The sequence below is a fragment of the Azospirillum sp. UENF 312511 genome (assembly GCF_058780635.1).
The window spans coordinates 2,708,003-2,721,514 of sequence record NZ_JBSNCG010000003.1; the positions used below are offsets into that span (position 1 = coordinate 2,708,003).

15 protein-coding genes are annotated in these 13,512 nt (G+C 67.5%); 6 read left to right on the top strand and 9 right to left on the bottom strand.

The features are described 5' to 3' along the window. Nucleotides 1-91 precede the first annotated feature (91 nt). Nucleotides 92-358: a (2Fe-2S)-binding protein gene (locus tag ACWPN7_RS24240; protein ID WP_459196527.1), complete on the bottom strand. Its 267-nt coding sequence runs from the start codon at nucleotides 356-358 to the stop codon at nucleotides 92-94. A gap of 202 nt (nucleotides 359-560) precedes the next feature. Between ACWPN7_RS24240 and ACWPN7_RS24245 the strand changes: the two genes are divergently transcribed. Both ACWPN7_RS24245 and ACWPN7_RS24250 read left to right on the top strand, forming a co-directional pair. After that, nucleotides 561-1,538, top strand: coding sequence for an alpha/beta hydrolase family protein (locus ACWPN7_RS24245; protein WP_459196528.1), 978 nt, complete (start codon nucleotides 561-563; stop codon nucleotides 1,536-1,538). 9 nt (nucleotides 1,539-1,547) lie between these two features. Next, a complete protein-coding gene (locus tag ACWPN7_RS24250; protein WP_459196529.1) occupies nucleotides 1,548-2,507 on the top strand; it encodes an SAM-dependent methyltransferase in 960 nt (319 codons plus the stop codon). 6 nt (nucleotides 2,508-2,513) lie between these two features. On the opposite strand, the gene ACWPN7_RS24255 is transcribed toward ACWPN7_RS24250, so the two are convergent. After that, entirely contained in the window at nucleotides 2,514-3,569 is a 1,056-nt protein-coding gene (locus ACWPN7_RS24255; RefSeq protein WP_103038953.1) for a patatin-like phospholipase family protein, read from the bottom strand. A gap of 314 nt (nucleotides 3,570-3,883) precedes the next feature. On the opposite strand from ACWPN7_RS24255, the gene ACWPN7_RS24260 reads away from it, so the two are divergent. Continuing rightward, entirely contained in the window at nucleotides 3,884-4,012 is a 129-nt protein-coding gene (locus ACWPN7_RS24260; RefSeq protein WP_256380053.1) for a hypothetical protein, read from the top strand. A 32-nt stretch (nucleotides 4,013-4,044) separates the two neighbouring features. Here ACWPN7_RS24260 and ACWPN7_RS24265 read toward each other — a convergent pair whose 3' ends face one another. The 4 genes from ACWPN7_RS24265 to ACWPN7_RS24280 form a co-directional block, all read right to left on the bottom strand. Then, nucleotides 4,045-4,668: a LysE family translocator gene (locus ACWPN7_RS24265; RefSeq protein ID WP_459196530.1), complete on the bottom strand. Its 624-nt coding sequence runs from the start codon at nucleotides 4,666-4,668 to the stop codon at nucleotides 4,045-4,047. A gap of 19 nt (nucleotides 4,669-4,687) precedes the next feature. After that, nucleotides 4,688-5,143: an Lrp/AsnC family transcriptional regulator gene (locus ACWPN7_RS24270; protein ID WP_038527484.1), complete on the bottom strand. Its 456-nt coding sequence runs from the start codon at nucleotides 5,141-5,143 to the stop codon at nucleotides 4,688-4,690. A gap of 50 nt (nucleotides 5,144-5,193) precedes the next feature. Further along, on the bottom strand, nucleotides 5,194-5,475 hold the full coding sequence (locus tag ACWPN7_RS24275; protein WP_103038955.1) for a rubredoxin: 282 nt from the start codon (nucleotides 5,473-5,475) through the stop codon (nucleotides 5,194-5,196). Nucleotides 5,476-5,571: 96 nt separating this feature from the next. Then, the gene (locus ACWPN7_RS24280) at nucleotides 5,572-6,834 is read right to left on the bottom strand and encodes a pentapeptide repeat-containing protein (RefSeq protein ID WP_247875150.1); all 1,263 of its coding nucleotides are present in this window, start codon (nucleotides 6,832-6,834) and stop codon (nucleotides 5,572-5,574) included. 427 nt (nucleotides 6,835-7,261) lie between these two features. On the opposite strand from ACWPN7_RS24280, the gene mepK reads away from it, so the two are divergent. Then, complete coding sequence (gene mepK / locus ACWPN7_RS24285; RefSeq protein ID WP_247875149.1) at nucleotides 7,262-7,846, top strand: peptidoglycan L,D-endopeptidase MepK; 585 nt, start codon at nucleotides 7,262-7,264, stop codon at nucleotides 7,844-7,846. A gap of 106 nt (nucleotides 7,847-7,952) precedes the next feature. Here mepK and ACWPN7_RS24290 read toward each other — a convergent pair whose 3' ends face one another. Next, entirely contained in the window at nucleotides 7,953-8,378 is a 426-nt protein-coding gene (locus tag ACWPN7_RS24290) for an EF-hand domain-containing protein (protein ID WP_103038957.1), read from the bottom strand. Nucleotides 8,379-8,393: 15 nt separating this feature from the next. Continuing rightward, nucleotides 8,394-10,286, bottom strand: coding sequence for a tetratricopeptide repeat protein (locus ACWPN7_RS24295; RefSeq protein ID WP_459196531.1), 1,893 nt, complete (start codon nucleotides 10,284-10,286; stop codon nucleotides 8,394-8,396). A gap of 518 nt (nucleotides 10,287-10,804) precedes the next feature. Between ACWPN7_RS24295 and ACWPN7_RS24300 the strand changes: the two genes are divergently transcribed. Further along, nucleotides 10,805-11,056 carry a hypothetical protein gene (locus ACWPN7_RS24300; protein WP_014239554.1) on the top strand — a complete coding sequence of 84 codons (252 nt, stop codon included), beginning with the start codon at nucleotides 10,805-10,807 and terminating at the stop codon, nucleotides 11,054-11,056. A gap of 115 nt (nucleotides 11,057-11,171) precedes the next feature. After that, nucleotides 11,172-12,002 (top strand): polyphosphate kinase 2, encoded by an 831-nt coding sequence (ppk2, locus tag ACWPN7_RS24305; RefSeq protein WP_459196532.1) that lies wholly within the window; start codon nucleotides 11,172-11,174, stop codon nucleotides 12,000-12,002. A gap of 20 nt (nucleotides 12,003-12,022) precedes the next feature. Here ppk2 and ACWPN7_RS24310 read toward each other — a convergent pair whose 3' ends face one another. Beyond that, nucleotides 12,023-13,501 (bottom strand): hypothetical protein, encoded by a 1,479-nt coding sequence (locus ACWPN7_RS24310; RefSeq protein WP_492273468.1) that lies wholly within the window; start codon nucleotides 13,499-13,501, stop codon nucleotides 12,023-12,025. Nucleotides 13,502-13,512 lie beyond the last annotated feature (11 nt).

A 13,512-nucleotide genomic window follows, 5' to 3' on the forward strand; every position in this document is an offset into this window, starting at 1 on the left:
CGGCAATCGGGCGGCGATTGCTGTGTTTCAACTGAGCGGAACTGCGGGGGTTATCGAAATAACTTGGTGGGGTGGGAAAGGGCGAGGCCCATCACTCCGCTGCGATGCCGTAGGGGAAGCTTTCGGCGTTGGCTGGCTCCGGCAGCAGGACAGGCTGCTGCGTCGCGGCTTGGCTGGGGCAGGCCTGGCACTGGTTTGCGCAATGGCTTTGGGCCATCTCCCGCATCATCGGAACGCATTTGCCGCACTGAACCTGACGCTCGTAATGCCGGAAGACGGAGGCCGGGGTGCGGGCGCCATTCTCCAGCGCCTTGGTAACCTGCTTGTCGTTCAGCGCGTGGCAGATGCAGACGTACATGGGCCCCCGGCAGCGGTGCGTGTTGTGCGGTCTTGCTGGGGGCCAATGTGCTGCGACTGAGAATGATTGTCAATTGATCTGAATCATGACAGCCAAATTTGAGCGGATTGCGGCGGAATGTCACAGCCCTGGCGAACGGGGGATGCGGCTACCTCCATCGTCGACGCCTTTCTTCAAGCGGTGGGAGGATGCGGTGCTGCGAATGGGGTGGCTGCCGATCGCTGGGGTCGTGGTCCTTTGGGCGGGCGCTGCCGCGGCGGAGGTGGGCATGCGCGCGCTGGCCTTCACCGACCCGGCGGACGGCGGCATGACCCGCGCGGTGGTCTGGTATCCGACGGACGCGCCGGAAACGCCGGTGCGGCGCGGCCCCTTCACGTTCCAAGTGGCGGAGGGCGGGCCGGTGGCCGAGGGGCGCCACCCGCTGGTGGTCGTGTCCCACGGGTCCGGGGGGAGCGCCTTCGGCCACGCGGACACCGCCATGGCTCTGGCCCGGCGGGGCTATGTGGTCGCGGCAGTTCATCACCGGGGCAACGCCTTCGACGACGACCGGGACGCCGGCACCGAGCGGATGTGGCGCAAGCGCCCGGCCCAGCTGTCCGCCACGCTCGACCATCTTCTGGCGGAGCCGGAACTGGCCGACCGCCTCGACGGCGAACGCGTCGGCGCCCTCGGCTTCTCGGCGGGCGGATACACGGTTCTGGTGGCCGCCGGTGGGGTGGCGGAGCTGGGACGCATCGCCGCCCATTGCCGCACCCCGCCCGCCGGTGAGCGCTTCTGCCATCTTGGGAACGAGGAGACGCAGGCTCGTGTCGACGCGCGCGACCCGCGCATTCGTGCCGCCGTCCTGATGGCGCCGGTCGGCGTTCCTTTCTCCAAGGACGGCCTCGCCGGGGTGACGATCCCCATCCGCCTGTACCGGGCAGAACGGGACGAGCAGATCGCGGCTTCCCAAGTCGAGGGCCTGCGTGACCGGTTGCCCATGCCACCCGAATACGAGGTCGTGCGCGACGCCGGGCACTTCGCCTTCCTGATGCCCGTTCCGGCCGCCATCGCGGCGGAGGTCGGGCCGCCCGCCTGGGACCCGCCGGGCTTCGACCGGACGGCCTTCCACAAGCGACTGAACACGGAGATCGCCGATTTCTTCGACCGCGCTCTTGCAATCGAACGCCAGGGGCGCTAGCCCCTCGGCATGAGCGACTCATCCGACACCTCGTCCGCCCGCGCGACCCCGGCGCAGACCCCGCTGGGGCAGACCATCTATCTGGCGTCCGAGGGCTTCGTTCAGGACCTCGTGGCCGAACTGGGCGACGTGGCAGCGGTGGAGGACCGGCTGGTCTTCGCCGACGGGCCGGCGCGTCCCGCCGCCTGGGCGCAGAACATCTGGCACGACCCGGTGCGGATCGAGTTCGCGTCGATCAAGGAGGGGGCGCGGGCGCTCCGCTCCATCCAACGCAACTGGGCGCTCTGGACGCTGCGCCATCACCGCCGGGCCAGCCTGATCCAGGAAAACCTGCCCCACGTCTCGGCCAAGCCGGTGGTCTTCCCGTCGCCGCTGCCGACCGCGCCGCTGGGCTCCTGGACGCTGCTGGACGAGAACACCATCGTCGCGGCGGCGCGCTGTTCCAGCCCCTACCGCCATGGCGAGGTCACCTTCGTCGAGAACCGCACGGTGCCGCCCAACCGCGCCTATCTGAAGCTGTGGGAAGCGCTGACCCTGTTCGGCGAACAGCCGGGGCCGGGCGACCGCTGCATCGACCTCGGCGCCTGCCCCGGCGGCTGGAGCTGGGTGCTGCACGAGCTGGGCGCCAGCGTGGTCAGCGTCGACAAGGCGCCGCTCGACCCGGCCATCGCCGCCCTGCCGCGCATCGAGTTCCGCCAGGAGAGCGCCTTCGGCCTGAAGCCGCAGGATGTCGGGCCGGTGGATTGGCTGTGCTGCGACGTGATCTGCTACCCCACGCGCCTGCTGCGGCTGGTGAACCAGTGGATGGAGAGCGGGCTGGCCAAGCGCTTCATCTGCACGCTGAAGTTCCAGGCCGAGACCGACCACGAGACGGCCCGCGCCTTCGCCGCGATCCCCGGCGGGCGGGTGCTGCACCTGAACCACAACAAGCACGAACTGACCTGGATGTGGCCGGCGGCTCCCGTCTGAGCGCAGCTATGCCCGGCGCAGGGCCAGTTCCAGCGCCGGCTTGAGGATCGAGGCGGCGCCGTAGCCGATCTCCACCACCTCCTCCGCGCGGTCGAACTCCAGGATGCCGATGTGGGCGAGGCGGGGCGCGATCAGCACGTCCGGCGGCTCGCCGGCGAGGCGGGAGCGGGTGATGCGGTCCTGCATGATGTCGATCGACCCGGCCATCACGTCCATCACGTTGGGCGGGACGTTGGAGGCCGGTGCGCGCGTCAGCTGGTCGGCGAGGAAGCGCGTACGCGCCGCCGGGCGCCGTCCCATCCAGGAGGCGATCTGCGAGGTCAGGGTGGAGAAGACGGGGGAGGTTGCATCCCCCGCCGGCGCCATCGCCACCTCCGGCACGGGCTGGGTCTGCTGCATCCGGGCCTCCTGCATCTGAGACGCCTGCATCTGGGCAGGCTTCGCCTCCGCCGCCTTGCGCAGCTTGGCGGCGCCGCGGCCGGAGGGGCGGCTCAGCGGCGACAGCTCGCTGTTCAGGTTGACCGCGATCACCACGTCCGCGCCCAGCGCGCGGCAGAGCGACACCGGGACCGGGTTGACCAGCGCGCCGTCCACCAGCCAATGATCGTCGCGCCGCACCGCCGGAAACAGCCCGGGCATGGCGGCGGACGCCTGCACCGCGCTGAGCATCGGCCCGTCGCGCAGCCAGATCTCCCGCCCGGTGCTGAGGTCGGTGGCGACCGCGGCGAAGGGCTTGCGCAGCTGATCGATGGTGACTTCGGTCCGGTGGTTGCGGAAGCGGTCGAAGGTGCGGTCGGCGGCCAGCAGCCCGCCGCGGCGGAAGGTCAGGTCGATGATGCCGAGCATGCCGAGCCAGCCCATGCTCTGTGCCCAGGCCTGCAACTCGTCCAGCTGGTCCGTCAGGTAGGCCGCGCCGACCACCGCGCCGATGGAGGTTCCGCAGATCACGTCGGGCTCGACCCCGATCTCCTCCAGCGCGCGCAGAACGCCGATGTGCGCCCAGCCACGCGCCGCCCCGCTGCCCAGGGCCAGTCCGATCTTCAGTCCGCTCACCGCCAGCACCTCATGTCTTGTGGGCTTGGTCAGGCTTGTCCGGCGCCGACGCGTCGATGGGTGTCCAAAGGGATTTGGGGCATCGGACCGTCGGTGGAAACCCTTCCATCCGGGGGACGCGGGTCGCGCCCGGGGGCCTCCTCATGGGGGATGCCGAAAATTGTACCCGCTTTTGCCCTCTATTTGACTTGCATCAGTTTTTCTTCCGATTACCTGTGGCATTGCGATGGATGAAAGAGTTTCCGGGCGACGTTAACCAAACATCAACTGGAAGCGTCCAATGTCGCTCTCAACACGGACAGTCAGGGATGGCGGAGGTTGCCATGGCCCAGGATCTCAAGAGTTTCAAGAAGGATTGGCAGCGCTGGTCGGCGGCGGAGAAGCTGACGGCGGTGGCCATTCTGATCGTCGCCGCGGTCGCGTTGGGCGGCCCGGTGACAATACTGTTCTGATTTGCTCCGGGTGACCGGCGTATCCCGTCCCCTTACAGGAGGGAGGCGAGGGCTGCGATCCCGAACACTCCGAGCACCGCACCCGAGACGCGGTTGATCCACAGCATGGCGGCGGGCGTGACCCGGCGCCGGAACGCCCCGACCGAGGCGCTGAGCCCCAACCACCACATCGCCGACCCGGTGAAGACGCCCGCGACGAGCAGGGCGGCCACGCCGGTGCTGCTCCCGTCCCCCGCCGATACGCCCAGCCCGCCGAACACCGCGGCGAAGCTGAGGATCGTCGCCGGGTTGGCGAGGGTCAGCGCGAAGGTGGAGGCATAGGCCCCGGCCAGGCCGCCACCGCCGCGGGCGTCCGCGGCGTGCTCCGCCGGGCGCGCGCGCAGGGTGCTCCAGCCCAGCCACAGCAGCATCAGCCCGCCGACCAGCTTCAGCGCCACCTGCGCGCCCAGCAGCGCGTCGGTGATCAGAACCACCCCGAAGCCGGCGATGGCGCCATAGACCGCGTCCGCGCTGGCAGCACCCAGCCCGCTGACGAAGCCATGCGCCGGCCCGTCGGCCAGGGTGCGCCGGATGCACAGAAGCCCGATCGGCCCGACCGGGGCGGCGATGCTGAATCCGATGATCAGACCCTTCAGCAGGGCAGGCAGCGTGTCCATGGCGGGTGCTCCGGGTGGGTCAGTCAGACACGATGGGAAGGATCGGCGTTTCCTTGACCGAGGAGAGCGCGATCACGGTGTGGGAGCGCACGACGCCGGGCAGTGCCTTCAGCCGGTCGGACAGGAAGCGCTCCAGCGCCTCGGTGTTCGCCACGCGCACCTTGAGCAGATAGGACCAGTCCCCGGTGACGTGGTGGCACTCCTGGACCGCCGGCGTGGTGCGCATGGCGTCGCGGAAAGGCGCGTCATGCTCCGGACGGTCGAGCAGCACCTCGACGAAGGCCAGCACGTCCAGCCCGGCGGCCTTGGGCGACAGCCGCGCCCCCCAACCCTGGATCACGCCATTGGCCTGCAGCTTCTTCAGCCGCTCGTTCACGGCGGACACCGAGAGTCCGGCCGCCGTCCCGATGTCGGCGTAGGAAGCGCGTCCGTCTTGCTGGATGTGCGCGATGATTTTGCGGTCTGTATCGTCCATAACGGCAATAATTGCCGATCATGGAGGTCATGGCAAGGTCAATTTTCCGATCAATCGCCCATCCGACGGAAATCCGGCTTGCCGGCGCCGCAGCGTGGGCAGAACCAGTCCGCCGGCAAATCCTGGAAGGCGGTGCCCGCCGGTGCGCCGTGCTCCGGGTCGCCGTCGTGGGGGTGATACTCGTAGCCGGGGCAGTCGCCGCCGCCGCACCGCCAGATTTCGGACAGGCGCGGGTCCTCGGCCCGCGTGGGGCGGACGAACAGGGCGAGGATGGCGGCGGGGATCAGGCGCAAGGCGTCCCGCCGTCGAAGGGGGCGGGGAAGGGTGGGCATGGCGGACCGTCCGGCGGATCGAGGTGCCGCACTATGCCCCGCGATCCTTTGCGGGATGATGACGTCGTGGAGCGAAGGGAAACGAAGGGAAGCGGCTCAGCGCCGCCGCGGCGCCTTGCCCTTGAGATGGGCGCGTTGGAGCTTCGCGCCGGCCAGATCCGCCCCGTCCAGGTCGGCGTTCTCCAGATCGGCGTCGGTCAGGTTCGCCTGAACCATGCGGGAGTCGGTCAGCATGGCCTGCCGCAGGTCGGCGCCCATCAGATTGGCCGCCCAGGAGCGACCCGTGGGACGCCCGCTGGGGTCCTTGATCTCCGCCGGGCCGAGGTTGACCCGCGTCAGGTCGGCCCCGGTCAGACGGGCGAAGCTGAGGTTGGCGCCGGACAGGTCGGCCCCCATCAGGTTCGCGCGCTCCAGATTGGCGCCGGACAGGTCGGCCATCATCAGCCGGGCGCCGGTCAGCGCCGCGTCGGACAGGTTGGCGCCGCGCAGCGAGGCCGCGCTGAGGTTGACGCCGCGCAGGTCGGCGCGGCTGAGGTCGGTGCCGTCCAGTTCGGCGCGCTCCCCGCGCTGGCCGACGCTGTCGATCCAGCGCTCATGGTCGAAGATCGCCCGCTGGATTTCCGACCCCATGCTGTCGATCGGGCGGGTCAGGCAGGCGGAGCCGAGCTTGGCCTGCGAGAGGTCGCAATCGACCATTCGCGTCCCGACCAGATCGGCGTTGTCGAAGGTGCAGCCGTCGAGCAGGGCGCCGGTCAGGTTGGCCCCGTTCAGCCGCGCGCCCGACAGGTTGGCGTCGGTCAGCACCGCGCCGGACAGGTCGGCGTTCTGGAGCACCGCGCCGCACAGGTCGGCATCGGTCAGGTTGGCGCCGGCCAGCACGGCGCCGGTCAGATCGGTCGGGATTCCACCCTCCGCCGTGACGCCGCCCTGAAGGCGGGCCAGGGCGGTCCGGTGGGTTTGCCGGGTGGCTTCGGCGTCCTGGACGTCTGGATGGGCGTCCGGACCGGCGCCGCGGCGGGCGGTGCCACCCGGCTCCATCGTTCCGGCGCGCAGGTCGGCGTCGCGCAGATTGGCGTTCGAGAAATCGGCGGAGCGCAGCCGGGCGCCGCGCAAATCCGTCTGCATCAGATTGGCGCGGGTGATGTCGGCGTCCCGCAGGTCCACGCCGAACAGATCGGCGCCGGCCAGATTGGTGCCGCTGAGCCGGCAGCGCGCCAGCTTGGCCCCGACCAGCCGCGCACCGCGCAGGTCGCGCTGCGACAGATCGGCGCCTTCCAGGTCCGCCAGAGCCAGATTGGCGCGCGCGCCGCCCGGCTGTCCCTTGATCCAGCGGGCGTGCCGGTCCAGAACCTCGGCCAATTGATCGGGCCGAAGATAGGAGGGTGCCGGCGCAGGGGCTGTGGCGACGGGGGACACGGGCAGGAATTTGACGGGGGTTGTTTCCACTATCCAAACTATGGGGGTAGATTCCTTACCGAAGGCTAAACGGTAAAGATCGCGGCAGTACCTCTTATGGTTGCCGTTTTTTGCCCTGACCTTGTCACGACCGGTTCCGGCGGGGACTCGGGCGAATCGGAAGCGCGCTCCGCTGTGTTTCATCCTTGTAACGCACTCCGCCGCCTTCCCCGCCGTCCTATGGCCGCCCCGGCAAGCCCAGCAAGTCTGGGCGTTTTAAAGACGTTAACCATTGGTTTCTTGACAGAAGCGGGGGCTCTGCCGCCAAAAGTCATCGGACAAAAAGGGGGTGCTCTATGCGCCGCCCCGTTCGGGACCCCATGGAGGCATGATGACCGAGGCCAAATTCCAACCGACCCCAGCAGCCAAGCTCGGCCGGAGGGAACTGTTGCGCATCGGTCTGGCGACGGCCGCCGCCGGGATGGTGATGGCCCCGGAGGTGTCGGAGGCGGCGTTGCGCGCCCCGCCGCGGCAGTTGGTCCTCCTCAACCTCCACACCGGTGAGCGGGTGCGGGCGGAATACTGGTCCAAGGGCCGCTACCAGCGCGACGGGCTGCGCGAGATCAACCACTTGCTGCGCGACCACCGCACCGGGGCCGTGCATCCCATTGACCCGAAGCTGCTTGATCTGCTGCACGCCCTGACCCGCAAGGTCGGCGGCAAGACGCCGGTGCACATCATCTCCGGCTACCGCTCTCCCGAATCCAACGCCTGGCTGCGCGAGCAGGACGGCAGCGGCGTGGCCCAGAACAGCTTCCATATGCAGGGCAAGGCCATCGACCTGCGGGTGCCCGGCCTGCCGTTGCGCACGCTGCAGCGCGCGGCGCTCAGCCTGCGCGGGGGCGGCGTTGGCTATTACCCGGACAGCAACTTCGTCCATGTCGACGTCGGTCCGAAGCGCCAGTGGGCGTCCTGACCGGCGTCCTTTGTGGGGTCCGGCATAACGTTTGATTTCACCCATCGGGACAATCTGGCGACCGCCATTCCCCGTCCATAGCTGTCCTGCCGGCCCGCCAACTCACTCATCGGTTCCGGACACGATGGAGCAGCGCGATGAATTCCTGCCGGTCGAGGAGTTCATCGTGATTGGTGTCGGCCTGCTTGAAGGCGGAATCGACGATTTCGAGAAACTCAAGAGTGTCGATCTTGCCATCGGCTCCGGCGATGCTCGCGAACACGTCGGCCGGCAGAAATGTCTCATCGGCGGTCAGGGCCAGGTCCTTGTTGCGATCCAGAATATAGAACACCAACATTTGGTTGTTCTTGAACTCCATCATGGAGACGCTGCCGTTCTGATCGTCGTCGAGAAGTTCGAAAATCCTGGCGTCGCGCGCATTTTCCACGGAAGCCGTCGCAGCGGCCGCCGTCATGGGCGTGAGCGCCGCCAGAATCACAATCGCCGTCAGAGCCACAGTCAATATGAACGCCATTCGCACCTTTGCGGCCATGGCCGATCTCCCCTTTCAGAGCTTCTCCCCGTCGGCCATCTGCGGCGGTGGAATGGCAAGACCGGCCTTGCGCAGGCCGTCAACGATCCGGACGATGATGTCCGGGTGGATGTTGCGACGTTCGAATTCGGCAATCACCTTGATCGGGAAGTTCGGGTCGAGCCGCAGGATTTCGGAGACCTCTTTCGCCGCCTCGGCCCGGTTTCCGGTCTGGCCGTGTATCATCGCCAGCGCGACATGGCCGAGAATGACCTCGCGCCCCAGATTGGCCCGCCGCATCTCTTCGAGCGCGTCGTCGTAGCGACCATTCATATAATGATAGGTGGCGATCACGATGCGGTACCAGCTCGGCTGCGCCGGGTTGCGCGTGAAGGCCTCGCGGATCAGCGGAATCCCGCGCTCCCACTCGCCGGTCAGGCTGTAGCAACGCCCCAGGTCGGCGAGGATCGCGCTGTCGTTCGGGTTTAGCGCGAGCGCCTGCTCGTAGGCGGCGATGCTGCGCTGCGGCTCTCGGCGCAGCCACCAGGCAAGCCCAAGCGCCTGATGCGACAACGCGCTGTCCGGGGCCAACGCCACCGCGCGTTCGGCCAACCGCAGCCCGTCATCGATCGGGTTGGGCCGGGCCGGACTGGGGTTGAAGCCGAGCCGGGCCTCGTCGATGGTGACCATGGCGAGCGCCGCCCAGGCCTCCGGATAGCCGGGGTCGCTCCTGGTCGTCCGTTCGAGGCAGTCCCTCACCTCGGCGTGAAGGGCGGCGCTGAACTGGCGCCAATATTGACGGGTGCGCAGAAGGCAGGCGTAGGACGACAGATCCTGTGGCGCATGCTCGCCGCTGGCCCGCGCTTCCTCGCGTTCGATCACGCCGTCCGATTGCGCCAGGGTGCGGGTGACCTGAACGGCGATGTCGTGGCGCAGGTCCAGCAGCTTGGTCGGCGTGGCAGCGCGACGGAAGCTGTCCGACCACAGGTAGCGATGGTCCTTGGCCGCGATCAGCGTGGCCGTCACCTGGATGTAGTCACCGGTCTGAGTGACGCTGCCCTTCAGAAGATAGTCGACACGGGTGGTCGGCACGGCCTCGCGCAACGCCGGTGCCGACGGGTAGCGGAAGCTTGTGTCGGCGCCGAAGACCAGAAAATCGTCGAAGCGGACGAGCGCCGCGACGAGATCCTCGGTGATGCCGTCGGCGACGAGGTCGAGCGTCGGGTCGCCGGAGCCGTTGGTGAACGGCAGAACCAACAGGGCCGGACCGCGCACCGCGCGTTGTGGTGCGGCCGGCGCCGCGGCGCGCTCCAGGGCGCTCCTCGACGGGTCGGGAGCGACGCCGCGCCACCCGGCGAAGAGTTCCAGACCGGCCACGGCCAGAAGCAAGAGGGCCAGACCCATGACTGTGGCCGCGATGGCCAGCCAGCGGAACGGGAGGTCGATGCGGCGTCCGAGGATCAGCGGCGCGCGAGGCAGGGTCAGCCTCGCACGGGTTGGCACCGATGCCGGACTGGAGGCTTCGTCCGGAAGGTCGGCGCCGGCCGTGACCGGCACCAAGGAGAATTGGGGGACGTAGCCGCCCTTGGGAATGGCGATGCGCAGGGGGTCGGCGGCGCCTTCGGTCAGATAATAATGCTCCAGGGCGCGGCGAAGGCGGCCAGCCTGGATGCGGACTACCGGGTCGAGCAGCGGGTCGAAGCTGGCGTCGCGGTCGAACACGTCCATGGCGATGGTGTAGGCCTTGATGCGGTTGGCGCGCCCGGCCAGAGCCTCCTGCACGATGAATTGCAGAAAGCGGCGGCCACGGGCGGAACCACGCAGGCTGCGGCTGACCAGCACGCGCGCCAACGCCGCATCGATGAGCGGTGCCGTGATGGCGGAGGCTGGTAAATCAGTGGCCTGCGGTTCCTCGGAGGCGTGAAGCACGAGCGCCCTCCTTCCGTTAAGTCCATCCGGCAACCGTGCCCACAGGGCAAGGGGTTGCTACACCATGCGGTCCATGCCGGGACGGTCTACATTGGCCAGGCGCTGGGGCCAGGCACTGGAAGCTGTAGACGTCATGATCACGAGGCGCACGACGCAAGATCGAGAAAATTCGTTCGAATACAAAACAAGTTTCTGGTCATGAGCGGTGGGTGCGATCATTGCAGAAACCCATGCCGGACAAGGGCAGGGTGCAGTTTATTCCTAAGAAATGGAGACTGGAACACTCACTGACGGTATAGCCGTTTCACGCCCACGCCCTGGCTTCATTACTTCGTCCGGAATGATAGCCCTTACCTTTTTCGTGACGCGCACAAAGCCGTTCTTTTTGCCTGTTACGGTATCAAAGCCAACCGTTTCACCCTTCAAGGCGGCGGACGATCCGGTGCAGGTTGGTCAAGAGCAAAGTCCGGAACAAGGCAGGCACCCCGGCGCTCTTCCAGAACCGGGGAGACTCGCCCATGTCGGACAAGCTGCGGCACGTCGTGGAGCGGTTCCCGGATTTGGAGGAGATGATCAAACAACACAGCGCGGACAACCGGTTCTTTCGCAGTCTCTGCGAAGACTACGGAGAGGCCGTCGAGATTTTGCGGGGTTGGGAGGCGTCGAACAGCGGGCGACGCTCGAAACGCACCGCCGCGTGCCGCGCGCTTATCGCGGATCTTGAGCAGGAAATTCTGCTCGAACTCCAGAGCCGGATCGATGGTGTATGACCATCCGCCAAGCTGCCGCCAAGTCTGTTCGCCGTTTTCTGCTCGCCGTTTCTGCCAATAAATCGCCAGTCCCGTCACGGATCACACCCAAAACCCGTCCGCGAGGATGATGAGCATGGCAAAGAAGCTGAAGACCGCCCATCGCGTGGAGTGCGCGCAACCAAAGCTCAAGCGGCGGGACTATGAAAGTGCGCTTGCGGAACTTCATGTCGAACTGGTGAAGCTGCAACAGTGGGTTGTTCACAAAGGCATGAAGGTCTGCGTCGTCTTCGAGGGGCGCGACACCGCCGGCAAGGGCGGAACCATCAAGGCCATCACCGAGCGCGTGAGTCCGCGCGTGTTCCGTGTTGTCGCCTTACCCACCCCGACCGAGCGCGAAAAGTCGCAAATGTACATTCAGCGCTACATCCCGCACCTGCCCGCCGCCGGGGAGGTCGTCATCTTCGACCGGAGCTGGTACAATCGCGCCGGAGTCGAGCGGGTGATGGGCTTCTGCACCGAGGAACAGGCGAAGCGGTTTCTCGACGCCGTCCCGAGCGTGGAGAAGGCCATCATCGAGTCCGGGGTGGTTCTGCTGAAATACTGGCTCGAAGTCAGCCCGAAAGAGCAGACGCGCCGCCTTGAGGCACGGATCAACGACGGGCGGAAGGTCTGGAAGCTGTCGCCGATGGATTTGAAGTCCTACGGCCACTGGTACGACTATTCGCGCGCCCGCGACGACATGTTCGTGGAGACCGACACCTCCTGGGCGCCGTGGTTCGTCGCGCGGTCGGACGACAAGAGGCGGGCGCGCCTGAACATCATCCGCCACATGCTCGACCATATCCCTTACGAAGAGCTGCCCAGGCAAACCGTGAAGCTGCCCAAGCGCCAGGACCCGGACGGCTACGAGAAGCCCAACTACCCGTTGAAGATCATTCCGGAGCTGCAATGGCCCACGGAGTGAGGCCGGCCGGTCATCCTCGGTCAGCGCCGCCGCCGAACAAGCCACAGGCGAACCGACCACAGGCCGGCGGCGAGAAGTGCGGCCATCACGGCTCCGAGAAGGGTGATGCCGCCGACACCCGGCCGTGGGAGACGACCGCCCTCCCACGCCGCGCGGACCTTCTCCAAATCCTCCCTCAGCGAGGGGAGGGGGAGCGCGGCGAGGTCGTCCACGGGGAGGGACCCCAGAACGCGCCGCGGGTCCGCCGCCGACCGCCACCGGCTGTCCAACGGCAGGCTCGCGGCAAGCCGGCCGACCTCGCCTGTGTCCGTGAAGAATTGCGGATCGAGCGTCAGCGGGAACAGGGTCGTTTCGCCCCGCATGCGCAGTTCGATCATCGCGTTCACGTCGTTGCAGACGCCCAGCGCGTAATAGCCGCCGAACGGTAGCTCCGGATGGCGCCGCTTGATCACATCGTAGGCGCGCACAATGACGCCGGCGAGGCGGATCACCTCCATAGCCTCCTCCCCGCGGTAGCGGTGCGCCACCCTGCCCATGACCCAGGCCTGATCGCGCGTCACGCTCGGGCGGAACACGGCCTGGCCGTCGATTCCGAAATAGAAGGACAGATCTGCGTTGACCACCGGGCCGCGGACGATGAGTTCGTGCTGGGAATGGCTGACCGGAACCAGAAGGTTGCGGTCCGTCCCGGGGACCGGCAGGCGGGTGTCGATCCAGAACGGCGTCAGGACGTCGCGGCCATGGTAGATCAGGTCGCCGAAATTGGCGAAATACCGTGAATCGCGGACCTCCACGTCGTGGCCGTTCCGCGCCAACGCTTCCATCAGGGCGCGGGGCGTGTCCAACCTCCGGCCGTCAGTTTGGCCTTCAACAAGGACGACCCGGTACCGCTCTCCGCCGCCCGGCGCGTTCAGGGAAAGGCGGTTGAGCAGTTCGGCCAGGCGCAGGCCATCGGCGTAGCGTTCGGCCAACGCGGGATCGACGCGGTCGCCGGCTTCCAACCCAAAGCCCAGCGGGCGCAGATAGGCATCCGGCGCCGGGGGGGTGCCGACGGCGGGAATGCCCAGCCCTTCCTCGACCATCTCCTTGGCCATTTCCTTGGCCGTCTGCTCGGCCGTCTGCTCGGCCGTCGCGGGATCTGGTGGGAGGTCATCATCGCTGGACCGGCTCAGCATGGCTCCGGCAAGCCGCACGGACCGGCCCATTCCCTGGACCGTCAGCCCGGGAAACCGGTCCAGCCCTTCGAAATCCTTGCCGAGGATCATTTCGCGCAGCCGCTTGATCTCGTCCGGTCCCAGAATGCCGCCCGCCTTCGGATCGCGCCCCAGGCGCCGGTACAGGGCTTCCACGAACTCGGGGTTCCGGGCCAGTTCGGACATGACCTGCGAGACGGGGAGCCATGGCGCCTCATCCGCACGCTGGTCCGCCCGCGAAGGCGCGGAGCAGAGCAGGGCGCCGGACAGGATAAGAGCGGAAACGGCGCGTCCCAGGCCCATCATGGCAAGAAGCC

What these genes read in the sequence shown, in the direction of transcription:
- ACWPN7_RS24240 (WP_459196527.1), bottom strand. Translation starts at nt 358, where the DNA reads ATGTACGTCTGCATCTGCCACGCGCTGAACGACAAGCAGGTTACCAAG.
- ACWPN7_RS24245 (WP_459196528.1), top strand. Translation starts at nt 561, where the DNA reads ATGGGGTGGCTGCCGATCGCTGGGGTCGTGGTCCTTTGGGCGGGCGCT.
- ACWPN7_RS24250 (WP_459196529.1), top strand. Translation starts at nt 1,548, where the DNA reads ATGAGCGACTCATCCGACACCTCGTCCGCCCGCGCGACCCCGGCGCAG.
- ACWPN7_RS24260 (WP_256380053.1), top strand. Translation starts at nt 3,884, where the DNA reads ATGGCCCAGGATCTCAAGAGTTTCAAGAAGGATTGGCAGCGCTGGTCG.
- ACWPN7_RS24265 (WP_459196530.1), bottom strand. Translation starts at nt 4,668, where the DNA reads ATGGACACGCTGCCTGCCCTGCTGAAGGGTCTGATCATCGGATTCAGC.
- ACWPN7_RS24270 (WP_038527484.1), bottom strand. Translation starts at nt 5,143, where the DNA reads ATGGACGATACAGACCGCAAAATCATCGCGCACATCCAGCAAGACGGA.
- ACWPN7_RS24275 (WP_103038955.1), bottom strand. Translation starts at nt 5,475, where the DNA reads ATGCCCACCCTTCCCCGCCCCCTTCGACGGCGGGACGCCTTGCGCCTG.
- mepK (WP_247875149.1), top strand. Translation starts at nt 7,262, where the DNA reads ATGACCGAGGCCAAATTCCAACCGACCCCAGCAGCCAAGCTCGGCCGG.
- ACWPN7_RS24290 (WP_103038957.1), bottom strand. Translation starts at nt 8,378, where the DNA reads ATGGCCGCAAAGGTGCGAATGGCGTTCATATTGACTGTGGCTCTGACG.
- ACWPN7_RS24300 (WP_014239554.1), top strand. Translation starts at nt 10,805, where the DNA reads ATGTCGGACAAGCTGCGGCACGTCGTGGAGCGGTTCCCGGATTTGGAG.
- ppk2 (WP_459196532.1), top strand. Translation starts at nt 11,172, where the DNA reads ATGGCAAAGAAGCTGAAGACCGCCCATCGCGTGGAGTGCGCGCAACCA.
- ACWPN7_RS24310 (WP_492273468.1), bottom strand. Translation starts at nt 13,501, where the DNA reads ATGATGGGCCTGGGACGCGCCGTTTCCGCTCTTATCCTGTCCGGCGCC.